The sequence below is a fragment of the Sphingopyxis sp. Q841 genome (genome assembly GCF_052384365.1).
Taxonomy (GTDB): Bacteria; Pseudomonadota; Alphaproteobacteria; order Sphingomonadales; family Sphingomonadaceae; genus Sphingopyxis; species Sphingopyxis terrae_A.
In genome coordinates this window covers 527030-550803 of record NZ_JBQSUM010000001.1, presented here as the reverse complement: position 1 = coordinate 550803, position 23774 = coordinate 527030, and the positions used below count along the sequence as shown (strand labels likewise).

General features: G+C 62.8%; 17 protein-coding genes and 1 tRNA gene. 8 read left to right on the top strand and 10 right to left on the bottom strand.

Features of this window, described 5'->3' with window-relative positions; translation table 11 throughout:
* Nucleotides 1-71 precede the first annotated feature (71 nt).
* Both ACT17R_RS02750 and ACT17R_RS02745 read right to left on the bottom strand, forming a co-directional pair.
* Entirely contained in the window at nucleotides 72-791 is a 720-nt protein-coding gene (locus tag ACT17R_RS02750; protein ID WP_234178592.1) for a hypothetical protein, read from the bottom strand.
* A gap of 33 nt (nucleotides 792-824) precedes the next feature.
* Entirely contained in the window at nucleotides 825-1829 is a 1005-nt protein-coding gene (locus ACT17R_RS02745) for an NAD(P)H-dependent flavin oxidoreductase (protein ID WP_062902947.1), read from the bottom strand.
* A 193-nt stretch (nucleotides 1830-2022) separates the two neighbouring features.
* Here ACT17R_RS02745 and ACT17R_RS02740 point away from each other — a divergent pair, with 193 nt between their 5' ends.
* On the top strand, nucleotides 2023-2193 hold the full coding sequence (locus tag ACT17R_RS02740; protein ID WP_444808945.1) for a YezD family protein: 171 nt from the start codon (nucleotides 2023-2025) through the stop codon (nucleotides 2191-2193).
* 87 nt (nucleotides 2194-2280) lie between these two features.
* Nucleotides 2281-4704: a TonB-dependent receptor gene (locus tag ACT17R_RS02735; protein ID WP_444808944.1), complete on the top strand. Its 2424-nt coding sequence runs from the start codon at nucleotides 2281-2283 to the stop codon at nucleotides 4702-4704.
* Between the two features lie 71 nt (nucleotides 4705-4775).
* Here the strand turns inward: ACT17R_RS02735 and ACT17R_RS02730 are convergent, their stop codons facing one another.
* Entirely contained in the window at nucleotides 4776-4925 is a 150-nt protein-coding gene (locus ACT17R_RS02730) for a hypothetical protein (RefSeq protein WP_186402752.1), read from the bottom strand.
* Between the two features lie 346 nt (nucleotides 4926-5271).
* Here ACT17R_RS02730 and katG point away from each other — a divergent pair, with 346 nt between their 5' ends.
* Nucleotides 5272-7470: a catalase/peroxidase HPI gene (gene katG, locus ACT17R_RS02725; protein ID WP_062900467.1), complete on the top strand. Its 2199-nt coding sequence runs from the start codon at nucleotides 5272-5274 to the stop codon at nucleotides 7468-7470.
* A 169-nt stretch (nucleotides 7471-7639) separates the two neighbouring features.
* On the opposite strand, the gene ACT17R_RS02720 is transcribed toward katG, so the two are convergent.
* The 7 genes from ACT17R_RS02720 to ACT17R_RS02690 all read right to left on the bottom strand — a co-directional run bounded on the left by ACT17R_RS02720 (nucleotide 7640) and on the right by ACT17R_RS02690 (nucleotide 18227).
* Nucleotides 7640-8311: a glutathione S-transferase family protein gene (locus tag ACT17R_RS02720; RefSeq protein ID WP_062902946.1), complete on the bottom strand. Its 672-nt coding sequence runs from the start codon at nucleotides 8309-8311 to the stop codon at nucleotides 7640-7642.
* Nucleotides 8312-8403: 92 nt separating this feature from the next.
* On the bottom strand, nucleotides 8404-8826 hold the full coding sequence (locus ACT17R_RS02715; RefSeq protein ID WP_062902945.1) for a hypothetical protein: 423 nt from the start codon (nucleotides 8824-8826) through the stop codon (nucleotides 8404-8406).
* 141 nt (nucleotides 8827-8967) lie between these two features.
* A complete protein-coding gene (gene gltB / locus ACT17R_RS02710) occupies nucleotides 8968-13494 on the bottom strand; it encodes a glutamate synthase large subunit (RefSeq protein WP_062900466.1) in 4527 nt (1508 codons plus the stop codon).
* A gap of 29 nt (nucleotides 13495-13523) precedes the next feature.
* On the bottom strand, nucleotides 13524-14681 hold the full coding sequence (locus ACT17R_RS02705) for a DUF2059 domain-containing protein (protein WP_444808943.1): 1158 nt from the start codon (nucleotides 14679-14681) through the stop codon (nucleotides 13524-13526).
* A 23-nt stretch (nucleotides 14682-14704) separates the two neighbouring features.
* On the bottom strand, nucleotides 14705-16147 hold the full coding sequence (locus ACT17R_RS02700; protein ID WP_444808942.1) for an NAD(P)-dependent oxidoreductase: 1443 nt from the start codon (nucleotides 16145-16147) through the stop codon (nucleotides 14705-14707).
* A gap of 158 nt (nucleotides 16148-16305) precedes the next feature.
* On the bottom strand, nucleotides 16306-17106 hold the full coding sequence (locus ACT17R_RS02695; RefSeq protein ID WP_186402758.1) for an undecaprenyl-diphosphate phosphatase: 801 nt from the start codon (nucleotides 17104-17106) through the stop codon (nucleotides 16306-16308).
* 194 nt (nucleotides 17107-17300) lie between these two features.
* Nucleotides 17301-18227: a complex I NDUFA9 subunit family protein gene (locus tag ACT17R_RS02690; RefSeq protein WP_444808941.1), complete on the bottom strand. Its 927-nt coding sequence runs from the start codon at nucleotides 18225-18227 to the stop codon at nucleotides 17301-17303.
* A 213-nt stretch (nucleotides 18228-18440) separates the two neighbouring features.
* Here ACT17R_RS02690 and ACT17R_RS02685 point away from each other — a divergent pair.
* The 5 genes from ACT17R_RS02685 (at nucleotide 18441) to ACT17R_RS02665 (ending at nucleotide 23444) form a co-directional block, all read left to right on the top strand.
* Nucleotides 18441-18527 (top strand) — tRNA-Leu (locus ACT17R_RS02685).
* Between the two features lie 177 nt (nucleotides 18528-18704).
* Nucleotides 18705-19898, top strand: coding sequence for a tyrosine-type recombinase/integrase (locus ACT17R_RS02680; RefSeq protein WP_444808940.1), 1194 nt, complete (start codon nucleotides 18705-18707; stop codon nucleotides 19896-19898).
* 353 nt (nucleotides 19899-20251) lie between these two features.
* Nucleotides 20252-20959, top strand: a complete 708-nt coding sequence (locus tag ACT17R_RS02675) for a hypothetical protein (protein ID WP_444808939.1) — start codon at nucleotides 20252-20254, stop codon at nucleotides 20957-20959.
* A 108-nt stretch (nucleotides 20960-21067) separates the two neighbouring features.
* A complete protein-coding gene (locus ACT17R_RS02670; RefSeq protein ID WP_444808938.1) occupies nucleotides 21068-21256 on the top strand; it encodes a helix-turn-helix domain-containing protein in 189 nt (62 codons plus the stop codon).
* A gap of 193 nt (nucleotides 21257-21449) precedes the next feature.
* Nucleotides 21450-23444, top strand: a complete 1995-nt coding sequence (locus ACT17R_RS02665) for an AAA family ATPase (RefSeq protein ID WP_444808937.1) — start codon at nucleotides 21450-21452, stop codon at nucleotides 23442-23444.
* Nucleotides 23445-23774 lie beyond the last annotated feature (330 nt).

Sequence of the window (23774 nt, the reverse complement as noted above, 5' to 3'; positions counted from 1 at the left end):
AATCCTGCTAACAGATGCACGGCGCCAACGCCATTGCCCGGCGCGACTTTTATCCCGCTATTCTGGCGGTTTCAGTTGCCGCCGACGGGCGCCCCGGACGGTCCCGAAACCGCCGTCGTGGCGGGTGCGGTCATCACCGGCGGGGGCGGGGCATATTTCGCGTCCCACGCGGCGACATCGGCCTGATATTTGGCATAGGCTTCATAGAAATCGACGAAGGGCTGGTCGAGCTGCGCAAGCTGGGCCGGAGCCTGCGGGATGACCTGTGCCGACGGGGTCGATGAGACGAGCTGGGCGACCTCGTTGGCGCGAGCGCAGAAGGCGCGCTGCGCCGGGGGCTGCGCGAAATAGTTGAAAAGCTGCGTCGACAGCTTGTCGCGCGCGGCGATGCCGTTGGTGCGCGTTTCCTTGCCCAGATCGGCGATGACCGTTTTTTCGGTAGACCGGATCTGCTTGGCATGCGCCTTGATGATATTGTTGTACGCCGACACCAGTGTCGCTTCTTCGGCGCCGCGGCAACCGATCGCCGCGACGTTGAGCGCAATCTTGAGCTGCCAGAATGCGCGGTCGCCGCTGATGCCGCTGTTCGCGGTCATGAACCGGCCGTCAAGGCCGCGCGCGGGGAGGATTTGCGTAAGAGAGGCGTTGCCGGGGGGCAGGGGGCGCGGCGGGATGACCACGGCCACCGGCGGCGGCGGCGGCGGCGGGGGGGGCGGGGGCGGGGGTTTCGGCGCACAGGCGGCGACGCTTGCCAGCAGGCCGGCAACGATGATTTTACGCGACAAATTCATGACCTTCTCCCCAGCCGCATGCTTCATGCGGCGTCAACCCCGTGCGTGCAAGGCCGTTTCGGCCTGTTGCACCAAAGATGCGATGATCTCGGCAACGCTCTCTTCCTGCGTTACCATACCGACAGATTGCCCTGCCATTAACGAGCCGTTTTCGACGTCGCCGTCGATCACCGCGCGGCGCAGCGCGCCGGCCCAATAATGTTCGATTTCGAGCTGCGCCGCCGCCATGTCGACGGTGCCCCCGTCGAGCAGATTGGCAACCTCGCGCTGCTTGGCGGTAAAGGCTTCGGTGCCCGCATTCTTTAGCGCACGGACCGGGATGACGGGCAGGCGCGGATCGATCTGGACGCTGGCGATGGCGTCGCGCGCGGAGGCGCGAATGAACGCCTTTTTGAAATTGGGATGCGCGATGCTTTCGGTGGCGCAGACGAAGCGCGTGCCGAGCTGGACGCCCGCCGCGCCCATTTCCAGATAGCCGGCGATCGCCTCACCGCGGCCGATGCCGCCGGCGACGAAGATCGGCACCTCGGAAGCGAGCGCGGGCAGGATTTCCTGCGCGAGTACGCTCGTCGACACGGGGCCAATATGACCTCCCGCTTCCATCCCTTCAATTACCAGCGCATCGACGCCCGAGCGGACCAGCTTCTTTGCGAGCGCCAGCGTCGGCGCGAAGCATATCACCTTGGCGCCCGACGCCTTGATCGCCTCGAGGCTGCCTTTCGGAGGCAGTCCGCCCGCCAGCACGACATGGCCGACGCCATGTTTGGCGCACACCTCGATCAGCTCGAAAAGCTGCGGGTGCATGGTAATCAGGTTGACGCCGAAATTGCGGGTCGCCAGCGCCTTTGTCGCCGCGATCTCGGCATCCAGCAGCTCGGGCGTCATCGCACCGCAGGCGATCACGCCAAAGCCGCCGGCATTGCTGATCGCGCTGACCAGGTGGCGCTCGGAGACCCAGCTCATCGCGCCGCAGAGAATGGCGTAGTCGCTGCCCAGCAGAGCAGTACCGCGCGCCATGAGTTCGTTCAATTTGCTCATTGCTGCGCCTTTGCCAGCAGCCGCGCGCGCGCGCAATCCATTGCCGCGCACAGCCCCGAAGGCGGCACGGATTTCGCCGTTCGGCTGGGCGCGGGAAACTCTCCTTTCGGCGCCCAAAGCAAAACAATCATTGTCAACTAAAACAATTGGGATAGTCTTGGTGCCGAATCCACCAAAGGGGAAAGGAAATGTCATGACGTCGGCCCAAGACCCATCGCCCGGCGAGCGCGAGCCGCCCTCGCGCGCGGTTCAAGCCGTGCTCGATGCGCTTGAAAAGCTCCGCTTCGGCGCCATCCAACTGACCGTCCATGAAGGGCGGCTGGTGCAGGTCGATGTGACCGAACGGCACCGCTACCCCAACTGATACTCAAGCTCCCGACGGGGATACTCCCCGCCACCTGCCGCAGACCGGACCACCGGATGTGGCAATTTCTTGCAACAGGAAATTGTCATGATCCCAAAGTCATCGTCTCGCCGCCGGGTCGCTCCGGCCGCCATCCCGCTTACCCTTCTGCTGCTTCTTGGCGACGGTCCCGCCTTTGCAGCCGAAAATGCCGCTGACGAAACCGCAGCAGCAGACACCCTCGCGGGCGAAGGCCCGCAGGCCGCCTATGGCAATGAAATCGTCGTCACCGCCCGACGCCGCAGCGAAACCGCACAGGACGTCCCGATCGCCATTTCGGTGGTCGGCGGCGACCAGATCGACAGCACCGGCAGTTTCAACGTCGGCCGCCTCCAGCAACTCGCGCCGACGCTGCAATTCTACACGAGCAATCCGCGCAACTCGGCGGTCAATATCCGCGGAATCGGTGCGCCGTTCGGCCTGACCAACGACGGTATCGAACAGGGCGTCGGCATCTATGTCGATGACGTCTATTATTCGCGCGTCGCCTCCGCGACCTTTGACTTCCTCGATGTCGCGCAGATCGAAGTGCTGCGCGGTCCCCAGGGCACGCTCTATGGCAAGAACACGACCGCCGGGGCGATCAATATCACAACGAACCAGCCGACCTTCGATTTCGAGGGCAAGGCCGAACTCAGCATCGGCGACCTCAATTTCAAGCAGGCGAAGGCGGCGATTTCGGGGCCGCTGTCCGACCGGCTGGCGGCGCGCATCGCGGTGTCGGCGACGAGCCGCCGCGGCACAATCTACAATGTCACGACCGACCGCTGGATACAGAGCCAGGACAATATCGGCCTGCGCGGGCAATTGCTGTGGAAACCCACCGACACTCTCAGCGTCACGCTCGTCGGCGACTGGAACAAGCAGGACGCTGTATGCTGCGGTTCGGTGTTCGTGCGCACCGGCGCGACGCAGCGGCCGCTCGCCCGCCAATATGCCGCGCTCGCGGCGGCGCAGGGCTATACGGTGCCGAGCACCAATCCCTTTGACCGGCTGACCGACCTCGATGCCAATCTCAATGCCGGGAACGAGATCGGCGGCGTGGCGCTGCGCGCCAAATGGGATGTCGGTCCCGGCACGCTCACCTCGATCACCGCGTGGCGCTATTGGGACTGGCAGCCCGAGAACGACCGCGACTTCACCGGCTTGCCGATCGTCACCAGGTCGCAGAACCCGTCGCAGCAGAATCAATATACGCAGGAATTGCACTACAATGTTTCGGGCGACCGCTTCGATTTCGTGCTTGGCAGCTTCGCGTTCCACCAGCGCATCGACACGCAAGGGACCGAGGCGCATGGCGCGGCCTCGAGCCGCTGGACGCTCAATCCGGCGAGCGCGCTCGCCAATGATCCGACCGTGCTCGACGGGCTGACGGCGCGCAACACGCAATTTCTCAAGAACACCAGCCTCGCGCTGTTCGGGCAGCTGAGCTGGAAGATTACCGATCGGCTGACGGTCCAGCCCGGCGCGCGGATCAACTATGACAAGAAGGAGGGCTATTATCAGCGGCTGGTGTTCGCGGGCGACGGGTCACCGGTGACGCGGGCGCTGAACGACCCGGTGTCGGTCGCGCGGCTGGGCGTGTTTGCGCCGCAGGAATATGCGCCGAGCTTCAGCGACTGGAACTTAAGTTACGACCTGACCGCGACTTACAAGGCGGCGCGCGGTGTGCTGGTCTATGCAACCTATGCCAGGACGTTCAAATCGGGCGGTATCAATCAGAATGGCGTGCCGACCGATGCAGCCGGCAACCCGCTGCTCGGCGCCGCGACGATCAAGCCCGAAGCGGTCGATCATTACGAGGCGGGGTTGAAGACCGAATATTGGAACGGGAAGGGGACGGTCAACCTGGCAGTCTTCCGCACCGACATCGGTGATTATCAGGCCAATGTGAACAACGGACAGTTCGGGGTGTTGCGCGGCTATCTCGCCAATGCCGACAAGGTCCGCACACAGGGGATTGAGGCCGACGTCGCGATCCGCCCGAGCGAACGCTTCAATGCCTATGTCAACGGCGCCTACACCGACGCCAAATACCGGCACTTCGTCGATGCGCCATGCCCGCCCGAATTGTCGGGCGGTGCGAACAGCCCCGCGAACTGCGACATATCGGGCGCGCGGCTGCCGGGCGTGTCGAAATGGGCGCTGTCTTTCGGCGCCGAAGCCAATGTGCCGGCATCGCTGTTCGGTCAGGAGGGACAGGTCTATCTGGGCTATGACGGCAGCTATCGTTCGAACTTTTCGTCGAACGCGAGCCCGTCGATCTACACCTGGGTCGACGGCTATTCGCTGTCGAATATCCGCGTCGGCTTCCGGGCAGAACGCCGCCTCGATGTCTTTGCCTGGGTCCGCAACGCGTTCGATCGCGATTATATCGATCAGCTTTTTGTCGGTCCGGGCAATACCGGCCTGATCACCGGGCTTCCAGGCGATCCCCGGACGTGGGGCGGGACGATCAAATTCGGCTTCTGACCGGGGCGGCAGCGCAAGGCCGACGGAAAAGGGGCCGCCCGATGGGCGGCCCCTTTCACAGGCAGGCAGCGCTAGCGCTGCTGGCCGGGATTGCGCTCTTCTTCGCGGCGCTGTTCGCCCGGCTGGCGGTTCTGGCCGTCCTGCTGTTGCTGCTGACGGCGCTGTTCTTCTTCGCGATCCGCCTGCGGCTTCTGCTGGTTCTGGTTGGGGGTATTAGCCACTTTCCTTCTCCTTGCAGTCCGGCTGCAAGTATCGCGGCCGGACCCATGAAAAACCCGCGGCGAACGCGCGATGTTCCTCGGTTCGTCGCATCCGCGTCCGGTCGTGGCGGCGGGGCGACGAGTGACTGATCCCGATCGTCCTTCGCGTGTTAATGATCGGAAGGGTCGATCACTGAATACAGCTTATTCGGTTATGTCGATGGGACCGCGCAGCCTATCCTCGGCCTGTCAGAAGGAGAGGATAGCGCCACCGACTCGGCGCAATGCCGGTCGGCCCGACTTTGCCCGTCACGCGTCCGTCACCGTGCCGCGTCACAATCCAATAATCCAAAAGAGGAGAGATTGCATGAACGACCAGACCCCCATCGACGCCGCAGGCGGCTGTCCCGTCCACAAGGGCGGCATGCGCGCGCTGCTCGGCCGAACAAACAAGGATTGGTGGCCGGACATGCTGGCGACCGACATCCTCACCCCCAACGGGCCTTCCAACCCGATGGGCGAAGATTTCGACTATGCCGAAGCGTTCAAATCGCTCGACTATCAGGCGCTGAAGGATGATCTGACCGCGCTGATGACCGACAGCCAACCGTGGTGGCCCGCCGACTATGGTCATTATGGGCCCTTCTTCATCCGCATGGCGTGGCACGCCGCGGGTACCTACCGCACCGCCGATGGCCGCGGCGGCGCCAATAGTGGGCAACAGCGTTTCGCGCCGCTCGACAGCTGGCCCGACAACGGCAATCTCGACAAAGCGCGGCGCCTGCTTTGGCCGATCAAGCAAAAATATGGCAACAAGATCAGCTGGGCCGATCTGTTCATCCTCACCGGCAATGTGGCGATCGAAAGCATGGGCGGTCCGGTCTTCGGTTTCGGCGGCGGCCGCGTCGATGTCTATGAACCCGAACGCGACATCTATTGGGGCAGCGAAGACAAGTGGGTGAACGAAGGCGTGCAGACGCGCATCGATCCCAAGCACGGCTTCGAAGTGATCGAGGGACCTCTCGCGGCGATCCAGATGGGGCTGATCTACGTCAACCCCGAAGGACCGCAGGGCAATCCGCACGATGACGAAGGCATGGCGCGCGACATGAAGGAGACCTTCGCGCGCATGGCGATGAACGACGAGGAAACCGTCGCGCTGACCGCGGGCGGGCATACATTCGGCAAGGCGCATGGCAATGGCGACGCCTCGAAGCTGGGGGCCGCACCCGCGGGCGGCGATCTCGCTGCGCAGGGCTTCGGCTGGGTCAGCGGCGAGGAGCATGGCGGCATCGGCGAACATGCCGTCACGAGCGGCATCGAGGGCGCCTGGACCAACACTCCCGACAAATGGACCGAGAATTATTTCCGGCTGCTGTTCGACTATGATTACGAGCTGGTGAAATCGCCCGCGGGCGCGAACCAGTGGCAGCCGATCGGTCAGAAGGAAGAGGATATGGCGCCGGCGGCGTGGGATCCGAACATCAAGGTGCCCACGATGATGACGACCGCCGACATGGCGCTGAAGCGCGATCCTGAATACCGCAAGATCAGCGAGAGGTTTCGCAGCGATCACGAAGCGTTCAAGGACGCCTTCGCGCGCGCTTGGTTCAAGCTGACGCACCGCGACATGGGTCCGAAAACCCGCTACCTCGGCCCCGAAGTGCCCGCCGAAGACCTGATCTGGCAGGACCCTATCCCCGCAGGCACCATGCCTTCGGATGCCGAGGTCAAGGCAGTGAAGGACAAGATCGCCGCGAGCGGCCTCACCGTCAGCCAACTCATCAAGACGGCGTGGGCCTCCGCCAGCACCTTCCGCAAGTCGGACTTTCGCGGGGGTGCCAATGGTGCGCGGGTTCGCCTCGCGCCGCAAAAGGACTGGGAAGTCAACGAACCGGCGATGCTGGCCAAGGTGCTCGATACGCTCGACGGGCTGCGTGGTTCGATGTCGATGGCCGACGCCATCGTGCTCGGCGGCGTTGTGGGTCTTGAAAAGGCGATCAAGGACGCGGGCTTCAACGTCGCGGTGCCCTTCACCGGCGGCCGCGGCGACGCGACGGCCGAACAGACCGATGCCGACAGCTTCGCGGTGATGGAACCCGAAGCCGATGCATTCCGCAACTATCTCGGCAAGAAGAAGCTGGCGGTGAAGACCGAGGAAATGATGCTCGACCGCGCGTCGCTGCTCGGCCTGTCGGTGCCCGAAATGACGGTGCTGATTGGCGGCCTGCGCGTGCTCGGTGCCAATCATGGCGATCGCGGGCATGGCCATTTCACCAAGCGTTCGGGCCAGTTGACGAACGACTATTTCGTCAACCTGCTCGACATGACCAATGTGTGGAAGGCCGTCGACGGATCGGATGACCAGGAATATGTGGCAACCGATCGCAAGAGCGGGGGCGAAACCTGGCGCGCAACCCGCGCCGACCTCGTCTTCGGTTCCAATTCGGAACTGCGCGCTGTCGCCGAAGTCTACGCCGAGACGGGCCACGAGGAAAAGTTCGTCAAGGACTTTGTCAAAGCCTGGACGAAGATCATGAACGCCGATCGTTTCGACCTCGCGTAACCGGGCAGGCGCCGGTCCCGAACATGCCTCGGGACCGGCCGCCAACCCTCATGGCGACGGGTCGCGACCCGCCTTCCGGGGACATGGGCTCGGGAGGCGGGTCATATTTTATGAGGGGGTCAATGCCGAAAGCTTCGAACGGTCGTTCATTTGCCCGGCGGCGAACTTACTAGAAATCGACGTCTTCATAATATTTGGGCGGCGTCACGATTTCCATCCGTTCGGCCAGCAGCGGCCGGAAACTCGGGCGCGACTTGAGGCCTGAATACCAGCCCTTAGTCTGATCGTGCCCGGTCCAGTCGATGCCGCCCAGATAGTCGGCGACCGAGATGTGCGCCGCGGCGGCGAGATCGGCGAGGCTCATCGTCGCACCGGCAAGCCAGGTGCGATGGTCGATGAGATAGTCGATATAGTCGAGGTGCTGGTTCGCCGCCTTCATCGCTTCGCGCAGCGCGCCGCCGTCGGGTGGCTGGCGGTGGACGATGCGCTTCTGCATCCGTTCGAAAAGCAGCGGGCCGGTGACTTCGAAATAGAATTCCTGGTCGAACCAGGCGACCAGGCGGCGGATCTCGGCGCGATTGGCGGCGGTGCCGTTGATCATTGCCTTGCCCTCGACCGTCTCCTCGAAATATTCGGCGATGGCGTTGCTGTCGATGAGCACTTGTCCGCGCCCCTCGTCCACCATCACCGGGGTACGCCCGGCGGGGTTCAGGTCGACGAATTCGTCACGGCGTTCCCACGGTGATTCGCGCACCAATTCATAACCAACGCCCTTTTCGCCGAGCAGCAGCCGGACCTTGCGCGAGAAGGGACAGAGAGGGAATTGATAGAGTTGCCACATGATCATCCGCATAGCGTCAGCGAGGCGGCGCGTCCAATGGCTATGGCGGACTTATCAACCGGGTCGGTTCGGGTCAGCACGCAAGCGGTGCGCTATTGCCGCGCAGTGGTGCGTTCAGCTTCCCATTGCGCCAGAAGATCACGCGCCATATCCTTGATAACCGGAGCATAAGCGGCGACGGCAGAAGCGGCATGGCCGGCCATGCGCGCGCTTGCGCGAACGTCGCCGCCCATACGCTCGGCATAGCCGGGGTCGCGCCCCGCGATGTCACCGATGGTTGCGTCGGCGGGTATGCGGGCGGCATCGGACGACGGATCGATCCGCGCGACGGCTTCGGCGAGCGGACCGACGGGCATCTGCATCATTGCACCGACCAGCGCCGTGATCGTGTCGGCCATCCGGTCCTGCGTCGCCGGATCGTTCAGCACGGCGGCAGCGTCGCGCGCATCCGCCGCCGACGCCGGCACGGGGGCGAGGATTGCGAGAAGCGGAAGGGCGGCGCGGATCGGGCGCATGGAATCATCCTTTCGGAAGCGCGAAACATCAGCGCCGCACATAGCGGCCCGACGCTTTCGCGCGGCTGAATAACCTATCGTCTTGCGGCAGACTGGGGCCTTGATGCGGCAGACGTCCCCGGCGAGGGCCGGGGACACCGGCTATTCGGCGGCGACCGCCTGTGCAGGCCGGTCGCTGAGCGGATGCGCGAGTCGCCCGATCATTTCCTTGGGACACACCTGCCAGAAACGCGTGCGCCAGCGATCCCAGTCCGCAAGCACCTCGGCCGACCATTTGCTGCCGGTTGCCGCCGCATGCTCCTCGACAAGTGCGCGCAAGGCGCCTTCCCAATGTGCGCTGTCGAGCCGTTGCCAGACGATCGATTCGGGATTGGCGCGGCTTTCGAAGCTTTCATCGACGTCGAGGACGAAGGCCATGCCGCCGGTCATGCCGGCGCCGAAATTCGACCCTACCGCACCCAGGATCACCGCCGTGCCGCCGGTCATATATTCGCAGCCATTGGCACCGCAGCCTTCGATCACGACTTTCGCGCCCGAGTTGCGGACCGCAAAGCGTTCGCCCGCCTGGCCCGCCGCGAGCAAGGTGCCTGCGGTCGCGCCGTAGAGGACGGTGTTGCCGACGATGCTGTTATGCTGGCTGACCAGCGGGCTCGACACGGTCGGCCGCACGATGATGCGCCCACCCGACAGGCCCTTGCCGACATAGTCGTTCGCATCGCCGAACACTTCGAGCGTGATGCCCTGGCAGAGGAAGGCGCCGAGCGACTGCCCGGCGGTTCCGCGCAGACGCACCTGCACATGGTCGTCGGCAAGCCCGGTCATCCCGAAACGCGCCGTAACTTCGGCCGAGAGGCGCGTGCCGACGGCACGGTGGGTGTTGCGGACGTTATAAGTGAGCTGCATCCGCTCGCCGCGATCAAACAGAGGTTTCGCATCGTTCAAGATCTGCGCGTCGAGGCTGTCGGGCACCGGGTTGCGGAAATTCGGTCCCTGCGAGCGGCGCTGCTCGTCGGGCGCATCAACCTTGGCGAGGATCGGATTGAGGTCGAGGTCGTCGAGATGCTCGGCACCGCGGCTGACCTGGCGGAGAAGCTCGGTGCGGCCGATCACCTCGTCGAGGCTGCGGCAGCCGAGCTTGGCGAGGATTTCGCGCACTTCCTCGGCGATGAAGGTCATCAGGTTGATGACCTTTTCGGGCGACCCCGTAAACTTCTGCCGCAGCTTCTCGTCCTGCGTGCAGACCCCGACGGGGCAGGTGTTCGAATGGCACTGGCGCACCATGATGCAACCCATGGCGACAAGGCTCAGCGTCCCGATGCCATATTCCTCGGCGCCCAGGATGGCGGCGATGACGATGTCGCGCCCGGTCTTGAGCCCGCCGTCGGTGCGCAGGCGGATGCGGTGCCGAAGACCGTTGAGCGTCAGTACCTGGTTGACTTCGCTGAGGCCCATTTCCCACGGGGTGCCGGCATATTTGATGCTCGTCTGGGGCGAAGCGCCCGTGCCGCCGGTATTGCCCGAGACAAGGATCACGTCGGCGTGCGCCTTGGCAACGCCCGCCGCGACGGTGCCGATGCCCGCCGAGCTGACGAGCTTCACGCAGACGCGCGCCTTCGGATTGATCTGCTTCAAATCGTAGATGAGCTGTGCAAGATCCTCGATCGAATAGATGTCGTGGTGCGGCGGCGGCGAGATCAGCATCACGCCCGGCGTCGAATGGCGCAGGCGCGCGATGAATTCGGTGACCTTGAAGCCCGGAAGCTGGCCGCCTTCGCCCGGCTTGGCACCCTGTGCGACCTTGATTTCGATCTCGTCGCAGGCGCCGAGATATTCGGCCGTCACGCCGAAGCGGCCCGACGCGATCTGCTTGATGTTGCTGTTGGCATTGTCGCCATTGGCATAAGGCTTGTAGCGTTCGCTTGCTTCGCCGCCTTCGCCCGACACCGCCTTCGCGCCGATGCGGTTCATCGCAATCGCCAGCGTTTCATGCGCTTCGGGGGATAGTGCGCCCAACGACATGCCCGGGGTAACGAAGCGCTTGCGGATTTCGGTGATCGCCTCGACGCTGTCGAGCGCTATGCCCTGCGCTGGGAAGTTGAATTCCATCAGGTCGCGCAGATAGATGGGCGGCAGGTCGGCGACCCCGCGCGCGAATTGCAGATAGGTCGAATAGCTGTCGGTCGCGACGGCGGTCTGCAGCAAGTGCATGAGCTGCGCCGAATAGGCGTGCGCTTCGCCGCCCGCGCGCTGGCGATAGAAGCCGCCGATGGGGAGCGTCGTGACGCGCGCGTCGAACGCCGCCTCATGCTTCTCGGTCGCGTTGATGAAGAGCGACTGATAGCCTTCGCCCGAAATCTTGGCCGGCATGCCGGGGAAGAGATCGTTTACGAGCGCGCGGCTAAGGCCGACCGCCTCGAAATTATAGCCGCCGCGATAGGAGGAGATCACCGCGATCCCCATCTTGGCCATGATCTTCAAGAGGCCGTCGTCGATTGCCTTGCGGAAGCGCTGCAGCGCGTCGGCGAGCGCTAGGTCGCCGAACAGGCCGCGCGACAGACGGTCGGCGATCGCCGCTTCGGCGAGATAGGCGTGGACCGTGGTCGCGCCGACGCCGATGAGCACCGCAAAGCCGTGCGTGTCGAGTATCTCGGCCGAGCGGACGTTGATCGAGGCGTAGCTGCGCAACCCCTTGCGCACGAGGTGCGTGTGGACCGCCGCAGCGGCGAGCACCATTGCGACCCCGACGCGATCTTCGCCGATAGTCTGGTCGGAAAGGAACAGCTCGCTCCGCCCCGCGCGCACGGCGTCCTCTGCCTCGCGCCGGATGCGCGCGATCGCGTCGCGCAGCGTCGAGGCGTCGCCGCCGGTTGGGAAAGTGCAATCGATCTCGGCCACTGCATCGCCGAAATAGGCGCGCAGCCGGTCCCAGTCGTCGCCGACGAGCACCGGCGAATCGATGACGAGCACGTGCGGGCTCTGGCCTTTTTCGTCGAGAATATTGGCAAGGTTCGAAAAGCGCGTCTTCAGGCTCATCACATGCCGTTCGCGCAGGCTGTCGATGGGCGGGTTGGTGACCTGGCTGAAGTTCTGGCGGAAGAATTGCGCGACATGGCGCGGCTTGTCGGAAATGACCGCGAGCGGCGTGTCGTCGCCCATCGAGCCGATCGCTTCCTTCGCATCCTCGACCATCGGCGAAAGGATGAGTTCCATATCTTCCATCGTGAAGCCGGCGGCGACCTGGCGGCGCAGCAGTTCGGCGCGGTCAAAGCCCGGCAGGCTCGACTTGCCGCCCTTGGGCAGGTCGGCCATCGTGCGGAAACCCTTCACGCGCGCCGCATAATCGTGCGTTCCCGCGATCTTGTCCTTGATCGCGCGGTCTTCGTAGAGAGTGCCTTCGTCGAGATCGACGGCGATCATCTGGCCGGGGCCGAGGCGACCCTTCTTGCGGATGCTAGCCTCGGGCAGCAGCACCATGCCGCTTTCAGAGCCAACGACGAGCAGATTGTCGGCCGTCAGCGTGTAGCGCAGCGGACGAAGCGCGTTGCGGTCCATCCCCGCGACTGCCCAGCGGCCGTCGGTCATCGCGAGCGCGGCTGGGCCGTCCCACGGCTCCATCACGCTTGCGAGAAAGTTGTACATCGCCTTGTGCGCGGCGGGCATTTCTTCATCGGTGGCCCAGGCTTCGGGGACCAGAATCAGCTTTGCGGTCGGCGCATCGCGGCCCGCGCGGCATAGCGTCTCGAACACTGCGTCGAGCGCTGCCGTATCGCTGGCGCCAGCCGGGATCACCGGCTTGATGTCTTCCGAATGTTCGCCGAAGGCGAGGCTCGCCATCTTGATCTCGTGGCTTTTCATCCAGTTCTTGTTGCCCCGGATCGTGTTGATCTCGCCATTATGGGCGAGGGTGCGAAACGGCTGGGCGAGCCACCATTGCGGGAAGGTGTTGGTCGAATAGCGCTGGTGGAATATCGCAACCCGGCTCTCGAACAGCTTGTTCGCAAGGTCGGGATAGAAATCCGCCAGGCTCTCGGCGAGGAACAGTCCCTTGTAGATGATCGATCGCGCAGACAGGCTGCAGATGTAGAAATCGGCGATCTGCGCCGCAATCACCTTCTTTTCGATGCGGCGGCGGACGAGATAGAGTTGCTTTTCGAATTCGTCGATCGACTGCTCCTCGGGCAGGGGGCCGGCAATCATGATCTGTTCGATTTCGGGGCGCGTGCGCTGCGCCTTGTCGCCGATCACCGACACGTCGACCGGAACCTGGCGCCAGCCATAGATGGTGTAGCCCGCGTCGATGATTTCGGATTCGACGATCGTGCGGCATGCTTCCTGCGCGCCCAAGTCGGTGCGCGGCAGGAAGATCATGCCGACGGCGAGGCGGTTCGGCAGCACCTTGTGCCCCGATGCCGCGATCGCATCGTCGAAAAAGCGCTCCGGCAGGTCGACATGGATACCCGCACCATCGCCCGTCTTGCCGTCGGCATCGACGGCGCCGCGGTGCCAGACGGCGCGCAGCGCCTCGATCGCCGCCTCGACGACGCGGCGCGAGGCCTTGCCGTCGGTCGCCGCGACCATGCCGACGCCGCAGGCATCGGACTCGAGGTCGGGGCGATACATGCCGTCTTCGGCAAGCCGCTGGTGATCGGGGGTGGGGTAATGGGTCATGTCTTGGTTCCTGCCGGAATGGGCGTGGGTCAGGTCGAAGGCTTGAGCCGCTTGCGCGCGTTGGCGACGGCTTCCTGTTCGGCGTCATAGGCGGCCGAGGATGCCTTGTCGGCCTCGGCCTCCAGATCTTCTACCTTCTGCAGATCGGCGGCCGACCAGTTGCTGCGATCGTAAGCCTCGTCATAGTCGCCGGCCGCGTCGGCCGTCGCCGCGGCTGCATCCGCGGCGTCAGCGGCCGCGTCTGCGGCATCGCCCGCTGCATCGACGGCATCGACCGCGGTAGCGTCCGTGGTCATGTCGTCGTTCCACATGTCCCGGTTCTCCTTGAGCGTCTTGACGTCGACTTTCATCAGCTTGGCAAGTTTCGCCAGCTCGGCGTCGGTGAGGTCGCTCATCGCCTTTTCCTTGGGCAGATCCTTGAGCTGGCCTTCAAGCTCGGGGCCGCGGTCGATGAACTTGTTGATCAGCGGCGGCACGGCCTTGACCATCGCGATCATCACTTCGGGATCGGCCTGCAGCGACATCCATTCGGCGCCATAGGCCTGGCCCGTCGGGGTTGCGAGAAAGGCGTTGAGGTCGCCGAGCTGCTGCGCGCTGAACTTGCGGGCGTAAGCGCGGGCGAGGCCGTCGCGCATCGGCGGCTCGAGATCGCCGAGCGCCTCCCTGATCAGCGGCTTGATCACCTTGTTGATCTGATCCTCGCGTTCCTTGCGGTGCGGGTCGAACATATCGGCGATCGCGGTCTTGCTCGTCGCATCAAGCGCGGCAATCTTCTCGCTATCGACGCCCGTCTTGATCGAGAGCATCAGGTCGGACATGCTGCTCGTCTGATCCATGAAGGCGCGAAACAGCTTGCCGTACATATTGTCGAGCATCTTCTCGATGCTTCCCGCCGGGATCAGCGCGTTCGTCGTTTGCTGCGCGAGCGCGAGCTGCGCCGGATCGACCGGCGGCAGCTTGTCCACCTCGAAGATTTTTTCGATCAGCGCGATCGCCTGATCGATTTCCTTCTGCATCTTCGCCTTGGCATTAGCGAGCGACTGCTCGCTGTCGGGCTCGCTTTCACTCTCGGCGGGCATTGCAACGGTGACTGCCTCGGCAATCGGCGCTTCCTTGGGCGCCGCATAGGCGTGGGCAGGCGTCAGCGCCACGGCGCCGGCGAGCACCAGATTTTTGAACGTCGACATTTTGAAATCCCTTCCCCTGTTGGTCAGGCTGCCTTCTTTTCGCTTTTCGCTTTCGCCTTCAACCATTTCGACATCTGTTCGCTGACATCGCGGCCGTCGCGGATGCCCCAGACGACCAGGCTGGCGCCGCGGACAATGTCGCCGGCGGCAAAAACGCCGGGAAGGCTGGTCATCATCGTCTGATGATCGACGCGCAGCGTGCCCCAACGCGTGACCGACAGATCGGGCGAACCGAACAGGTGCGGCAATTCCTCCGGATCGAAGCCCAGCGCCTTGATCACCATGTCGGCGGGCAGGTCGAAGGTGCGGCCCGGATCGGGTTCGGGGCTGCGCCGGCCGCTTGCGTCGGGCGCGCCAAGGCGCATCCCGGCAACCGCGACCTCCTTCACATGCTTGTCGGCGGCAAAGCTTTCGGGGACGGACAGCCAGACGAACTCGACGCCTTCCTCTTCGGCATTGGCGACTTCGCGCTGCGATCCCGGCATATTCTCGCGGTCGCGGCGATAGAGGCATTTCACCGATTTGGCGCCTTGGCGGATCGCGGTGCGGACGCAGTCCATAGCGGTATCGCCGCCGCCGATGACGACGACATGCTTGCCTTCGGCATTCAGGCTGCCGTCGTCGAAGGCCGGGACCGCATCGCCAAACCCTTTGCGGTTCGACGCGACCAGATAATCGAGCGCCGCGATCACCCCCTCGGCGCCGTTGCCAGGGACGTTGATCTCGCGCGCCTTGTAGACGCCGGTGGCGATCAGCACCGCATCGTGGCGCCGGCGCAGCTCATCCAGCGTCGCATCACGCCCGACCTCGAAGCCCTGATGGAAATGGATGCCGCTTTCCGCGAGCCGATCGACGCGGCGCATCACCACATCCTTTTCCAGCTTGAAGCCGGGGATGCCATAGGTCAGCAGGCCGCCGGCGCGGTCGTGCCGATCGTAGACATGCACCTCATGCCCCTCCGCGCGCAGATATTCGGCGGCGGTCAGGCCCGCGGGCCCCGCGCCGACAATGGCGACCGACTGGCCCGTTGCGGGGCCGACATGGACGGGTTCGACCCATCCCTCGGCCCAGGCGGTGTCGGTGATATATTTCTCGACGCTGCCGATCGTCACCGCCCCGTGACCCGAAAATTCGATCACGCAATTGCCTTCGCAAAGGCGGTCCTGCGGGCAGATGCGGCCGCAGATTTCGGGCATGGTCGACGTTGCGTTCGACAGTTCATAGGCTTCGCGTAGCCGTCCCTCGGCGGTCAGGCGCAACCAGTCGGGGATATGATTGTGGAGCGGGCAGTGGACCGAGCAATAGGGTACGCCGCACTGCGAACAGCGCGACGCCTGATCGTCGGCTTCCGGCTGCGCGTAGCGCGCCGCGATTTCGTTAAAATCGCGCGCTCGTTCGTCGGCCGAGCGCTTGTCCGGATAATGTTGTTCGCGCCCCACAAATTGGAGCATGCGTTCGGAAGCCATGCAAAATCCCCTTCGTTGAAGCGCGGATGCATGGCGGGAGCGCCGCTGTCACGGACATTTTGTGGAATAAGACAGTTATGCTGACCTAAAAATTAGGGGTTTCAGTTGGCGGATGCGCGGACACGCAACTAAGTTTCGCAATTAGTAAAATATCGGACCTATCTCATGGTGAGCCAGATAAGCGCCGCGCCGCCGACGATGATTCGATACCAGGCGAACGGCGCGAAGCCATAGCGCGTGACTACTGCCAGAAACGCCTTGATGACCGCCCATGCGACGACGAACGACACCGCGGCGCCGAGCGCGATCAGGCCCATATCGTTCGAGGTGATCGCATCGCGATGCTTGGCGAGCTGCAGCACCGTCGCGCCGGTCAGCGTCGGCAGCGCGAGGAAGAAGCTGAATTCGGCGGCGGTCTTGCGGTCTACGCCCATCGCCATCGCCCCCATGATCGTCGCGCCCGAGCGACTGACGCCGGGGATCATCGCGAGGCACTGGACCAGCCCGACCATGATCGACTGGCGCAGCGTCAGCTTGGCGACCCCGCCACTCTCCTTCGGCTTGGCGAGCTTTTCGACCAGCAGGATCGCGAAGCCGCCGATCACCAGCGCCCAGGCGACGACGACGGCATTTTCCAGCAACGTCTCGATATAGTCGCCGAACGCGAGCCCCAGCACCACCGCCGGAATGAAGGCGACGAGCAGATTGCGCACAAAGGCGATCGCCACCGGATCGCGCCGGAAAAAGCCGATGAACATGTCCCAGAATAATTTGCGATAGAGGACGACGATCGCAAGGATCGCCCCGGGCTGGATCGCGATGTTGAAGATCGCCCATTTCGACGCGTCATAGCCGAGCAATTCGGTGGCGAGGATCAGATGCCCGGTGGACGAGACGGGCAGGAATTCGGTCAGCCCCTCGACGATGCCGAGGATGATCGCGGTCAGCCACAGGCTCATCGTCCGGCCTCCACGCGCAGGAGAAGGGCGGGGCGGGGCGATGCGGCAAACTGGATCATGGACTTCCCGAAGCTGGAGATGACAAGCGAAGGGGCGCCCGCGCGATGCCGGACGCCCCTGTCCTGATGTTGAGACCTACGCAGCGCGGACGGATTTATCCAGCCGCTAATTGCGCCTTTCGTCGCGCGCGCGGCTCAGCGGGCCATCGTTGCGAAGCGGCCATGGCGGCGATACTGGACGAGCCAGCCGTCGGCGACGTCGGCCAGCGCGGTGGGGGCGATGCCCAGCGCGGCAAGGCCGTTGGTTCCGCTGACGATATTGTCGTGCTGCAGCATCAGCCATTGATCCTTGGTGATCGGAGCGCCCGGCGCCCAGCCGAAGCCGCGCGCCAGAAAGCCCGACACGGTATCGGGAATCTCGACGAACAGGCGGTTCCGACCGATCGCTTTCGCAATCCACTGCTGTAGCTCCAGCATGGTGAACTGCTGCGGACCGCCGAGCTCGAGCGTCTGGCCGGGGGTATCGAGTGCCGCGATCACCGCATCGGCGACGTCGCCGACATAGACCGGCTGGAATTTGGCCTTCGGCGCGATGACCGGCACCGCAGGCAGCGCGCGGATGAGGCCCGCGAAGCGGTTGATGAACTTGTCCTCGCGGCCGAAGACGATCGATGGACGTAGGATCGCTGCGTCAGCGAAAGCGGCGCGCACGGCGGCTTCACCGTCGCCCTTGCTGCGGCCATAGCCCGACGCGCTGGCCGGATCGGCGCCAATCGCCGAGATATGGACGAGCGCTTTTGCGCCCGCCGCCTTTGCCGCGACCGCGACATGGCCGGCGCCGGCGGCCTGGATCGCCGCCATATCGGCAAAGCTGCCGACGAGGTTGATCACGGCGTCGCTGCCCGTCGCGGCGCGGGCGACGCTGCGGGCATCGCGCACATCGGCGGCGACGAACTGCGTCTGGCCCAGCCCGCCGAGCGGCTTCAGAAACACCGCCTGGCGCGGGTCGCGCTGCGCAATCCGCACGCGCGCGCCGCGTGCCAGCAGCCGTTGGACGACATAGCGGCCAAGAAAGCCGCCGCCGCCGAACACCGTGATCAATTGCCCGCTCAGATTCTGCATCACCCTTGCCTGTCTTGCCGATTCTCGAAGCCGGACGCCGCAGCGTCCCTCGCGTCCCCATGCCGCGAAGCGCCCGAAGGGGCAAGCGCGAAGGGCAGGGCAGGGCGCGCGAGGGCAACAAATCCGCGCCCTTGAAATAAAATTTGCCGCGGGACGGGCCGACGCGGTTGACAAGCCCGCCGCCCCGCCGCTAAGCGCCCGCTCCTACCCCGTGCCCAGATGGCGGAATTGGTAGACGCACCAGCTTCAGGTGCTGGCGATCGCAAGGTCGTGGAGGTTCGAGTCCTCTTCTGGGCACCATTTTTCCGTTCGTCATCGTTCGCGAACGGTTGAGAAACACACGGAATTCTGGGATAAATTGCTCCGAAGCGTTCGGGAGCATTCGCGTATGTTCGTCAAAAATCGCTCGTCTTTGGGGGCATCAGAGGGGGAATATGTCCCAAATTGCCCCGATTGCGCGAATTTCGGTGCCCCCAGATGGCACTGAAAGACACAGAAATCAGGGCATTAAAGCCGCGTGAGAAGAACTATCGCAAGGCTGACAGCGGCGGGCTGTATCTTGAAGTCTTCCCCAACGGCTCGAAGCTGTGGCGCTGGAAGTTCCGCGTTGGGGGGAAGGAGAAGCGCCTAGCTCTGGGGGCATACCCGACTGTCTCGCTCAAAGATGCCCGCGCGAAGCGTGACGAAGAGAAGGCAAAGCTGCTTGGGGGCATGGACCCCGCACTTGAGCGCAAGCGGGGCAAAGTCGCCGCTAAGATCAGCGCGGCGAACACCTTCGCTGCGGTGGCCCGCGAATACATCGAAACGAAAATGGTCGGTGAGGCGCGCGCCAAAGCGACGGTCAGCAAGGCGCATTGGTTTCTTGAGCAGCTAGAGCCTGCCATCGGCACCATGCCGATCGCTGAGGTCGATCAGCAAATGCTGCTGGCCGCTCTGATGCGCGTCCAGATGCGCGGACGTTACGAGACGGCCAAGAAGTGCCGATCTTTCGCTAGTCGGGTGTTTCGGTACGCTGCCGCAACCGGACGATGCAGTTCAGACCCTGCCCACCTGCTCAAAGGTGCGCTCACCACACCCAAGGCCAAGCACTACGCGGCCATTCTCGAACCCGCCAAGCTCGGCGAGCTCCTTCGCGCCATTGAGGTGTTCACTGGAGGCCCTGTAACCAAGGCCGCCCTGCAGATTGCTCCTCATGTCTTCGTCAGACCGGGGGAATTGCGTCATGCCGAATGGTCCGAGTTCGATTTTGAAGCAGGTATCTGGAACCTGCCTGCCGCCAAGATGAAGGCTCGGCGGCCCCACGCCGTACCATTGTCGCGGCAGGTGAAAGACATGCTCGTCGAACTGCGCGAACTGACCGGCTCCGGGACATATGTGTTCCCCTCAGCCTATGGGCATTCGCGCCCCATGAGCGAGAACACATTGAATGCCTCGTTTCGGCGCATGGGATTCGACAAGGACGAAGTAACAGCACACGGCCTTCGAGCTACCGCCTCAACGCTGCTCAACCAAAGCGGGCTTTGGAACCCGGATGCGATTGAACGGGCCCTTGCTCACGGCGAAAGCAATGCAACGCGCGGAGCCTACCATCGCGGGCTATACTGGGATGAGCGGGTCCGCATGGCGCAGTGGTGGAGCGACTACTTAGATGAAATCAGAGTGGTGGTCTAATTTGGCAATCTCGGCACCCCCAAGGAGTTCGAGGGGGCGTGTTTTAAGTTGTTTGATATAGCCTTAAAACAAACTTCGCGGACGCCGCTTCGCAATACCTCGGCGGAATATTTGAATTTGCGACCCTCTTTGCTACCCTTTAAAGCGCGACGATCGTTCATGAAGGTCGAGACGCCGGGACAAAGAATTGCCGGTATCGCGAATCGGCTGAGTAGAGCGCTGCCATGGCGGTTTTCGTGTTTTAGGGTTGTCATGCAATTTGCAGCGGGCAAATCCGATATTCCACGCGCTTGGCGCCGCGAATAGATCGTTCAGGGTTCCCCGACCGAAAGCGTCAAGATAACAAGCCTAGCATGAGAAATGACGCATGGATATCGACAGCCCGGGGCCTCGAATTAATCTCATCGCGCTTCGCTGCGACTAAGAAGCTGGATACTGTGTCGGCACGTGATGAGGCAAAGACTGCCATCATTGGGGCCCTAGCAAGTGGTCGTTTGCATTCCTGCCCAAAGGGATGCCTCACCTCATCGTTTGAAGCGGGAGATGGCCGACCGAGCGATTTCCTTTTTTGCGAACTTGATGCAGACGGCAACAGCACTCCGATTTTGATGAATGTGCAGCACGAAGGAGAATATGTTTTCGTGCCACCTGAATTCTGGGCAAACTTCAGAGACCCAGCGGCTGGTGCCAGCGCCAATTGGCACGATGGTCACTTTTCCTTCCGACTATCGGCACCCTTGCAGAAAAGCTGTGTCGGCGAGGTCCGCGAGCTTTGCTTCGATCTGGCGTCGATTGAGCGAATCGGCGCTATGGGCGGGGGTGCTTTGGAGACAGAAGGTACAGGCGATCCGGGGCGTCCAGAACTTGGTAGATCAAAGTACATGCGCGAGTTTGAACGGCTCATAGCGGCGGGCAAGCTCGAGCCTTCGCTCAAAGCGCAAGCACGTGTGCTGCACAGTTGGTTTTGCGTGCAATACCCAGACCGGCAAGCTCCTAAAGAAGGAACAATCGAGAACCGCATTCGGGACGTTTACAACAAAGCAAAACACGCCACGAAATAAACATTTTGTGGGCATTCCATGGCGAATTTTTCGTGCCCGTCCGCTTCCATACCTGTGTTTCCCGCAACGTTCAGACAATTCCGTCTGTGACCTTGTGGGAACGACACAATGGTACACTACCAAGTCGAAGCGCACAGGCTGGGCTACTCGATCAAGGAAGCATGCCGAGTCTCTAGTCTCGGACGCACGACGATTTATGGTCATATCGCGGCCGGTCGTCTGAAGGCCACTCGTGTAGGCCGCAGGACGATCATCTCCGCCGAAAGCCTTCGGGCGCTAATCGGCGTGGAGGCTTGATCCATGCGGTCGCCATTGCATCCAGTGGGCGACGGGTCGGGTGTGCGTCAATCCTGCCCCATACGCCCCGCAAACCGCCCTGTGAACGCGTTGACGCACGATTGGGGAGGGTTGCCCTGCCTCAACGTCGCAGCGCGGAATCCTCGCTCAAAATCGTTGCGCTTCGCATTGCGCGAAATTTGGGAGGTGGTCCGTGGTTAGGGTGCCTCCAGGTCCGTTTGATGACCTTCCCGAGAAATGGAGCGTACCCGTAGGTTGCGGACTGAGTTGCTTCCCTGCCAAGCTACGAGGCAAATCACCAGACATCCCATGGCGCAGCTTTCAGAGTGCCCATCCCACGATGGAGCAGATCAAAGCGTGGGCTCAGCGCCAGACCAATGTCGCTATCTGCACAGGTGCAATCTCCGGGATCATCGTGCTCGACCTCGACAGTGCCGAAGCGGTGCGAAAAGCCGAGCGATTGGGCCTACCGCATACAGTTTCGGTTAGGACAGCTAAGGGGCGACACCTCTTTTTCCGTCACCCAGGCGGGAGGGTTGGCAATCGCGCTGGCATCTTTCCCGGCGCCGATATTCGTGGCGATGGCGGCTATGTGATTGCGGCTGGCAGCATTCATCCCGATGGCACTCAGTATGAATGGATCAATTCGCCGGTCGATACGCAATTCGCAGATTGCCCCCAATGGTTGCTAGGGATGCTGGCCGCCAACGGACAAGCTGACTCTGAGGCCCATAAGGCGCGAGTAAAGGCTCCCTTTTCCGATGCCGGAAATGCGGACGCACATTGGCAGGCATCGATTCAAGCCGAGCTTTTCAGCCTTAGGCAAACGCCAAATGGCAGGCGCAACGATCAGCTTAACAAGTCGACCTTCGTCCTCGCCCAATTGACGGCTGGTTGCGGGTTCGACTGGCAGCCCGTCGAAGATGAGCTTCGCAAAGTTGCGTATGCGATCGGCTTGGATGCGCGTGAGATCGAGGCGACAATCCGCAGCGCGCGCGAAAAGGGCTTTCAAAACCCGCGCACGGTTTTCGGCGCAGCGATGCCAAAATCAGCTGAGGCACATGCCAGCGCTCAAGAAGCAGAGGATGCCCTCACCCCATTCCCCACTCTCGATCTCGTCACGCTGGCATCGACCGAGCCACATCCCAAGGAGTTCGTGATCCCCGGCTTTGCGCCTGCTGGTGAAGTGACGCTGTTCACTGGCCCTGGCAGCTCGGGTAAATCGCTGCTTTCGCAGCAGTTGGGCACAGGAGCGGCTGTAGGTGTTGAAACGCTCCGCCTAGAGCTGGAGCAGGCAAACACGATCTACCTTACCTGTGAGGATGACGAAGCTCAGCTGCACTGGCGACAGGCCCATATCTGCGCGGCCCTCGACATCCCGATGGAGAGTTTGGCGGGCAAGCTGCATCTCGTCACGCTACGCGGAACTTTGGGCATCGAGCTATGCACGTTCGCAAAGGGCGGCTTTTTCACTTTGGCTCGGGCGTATCATCGGCTGGCAGCTCTGATAGAGCAAACAGGCGCAAAGCTCGTATTCTTGGACAACGTGGCACATCTGTTCACCGGAAACGAGAACGACAGGGGCGATGTGACCCGCTTTCTCAACGCGCTTAATCGACTTGCCAGCCAGACCGGCGCGGCCATTGTCCTTCTGGGGCACCCGAACAAGCAGCACAGCCAAGGCTTTAAGGCCGGGAACCAGTATTCCGGCTCGACAGCATGGCAAAATGCCGTGCGTTCACAGATCACCCTCGACCATGATCAGGGGACCGGCCTTCGGACGTTGTCGATCAGCAAGGCAAACTACAGCCCGACGGATCAAACGATCCGCTTCTTTTTCATCAACTGGGCGTTCGTCCATGTGGACGATGCCCCAGCGGACATTGGTCGTGCTGCAGCTCAGGCCATGCTCGCCCGACAGGATGATGCTCGCTTTCTATCGTGCCTCAGGGAGCGCACCCGACAGCAGCGTGCCGTCAGCGAACGGAGTGCGGCGAATTACGCCCCCACTGTGTTTGCCCAAATGACAGAAAGCGAAGGTATCGGCAAAGAGCGTCTCCGGGCGGCCTTAGACCGTTTGTGGAAGGCTGGCCGGATCGAACGGGGTGAACTTTGGAAGGGTTCAGATCGCAAAATGGTAGTCGGTATCCGCGAAGTGGCTTCAGCCGCAGACGGAAATGGTGGTTGATCGACAACCCGTTGAAATCATTGCGGGCGACTTGTTGCGGGAAACCCGCTCCGCCTTGCGGGCCACTCATTCTCAACCAATTGATTTTGTTGCGGGAGACTGCGGGACTCACACACACCCTATTTCATATGACGTGCGCGCCCCATAGGGCGACGCACACAATCAAAGCTCAAGCCTGAAAATCTTGATCTTTTTTTGCTGACTGGCTGGTCTTGTGCTGGCATCAAGACCTCTTGAAGGCAGGCTTCACCTGATTTTGCCAGACTTGAAATGACGTGTGGGGCAGCAGCGCTTCTTGCTAACTAAGCGCTGTGCATATCTTTTCGTCAG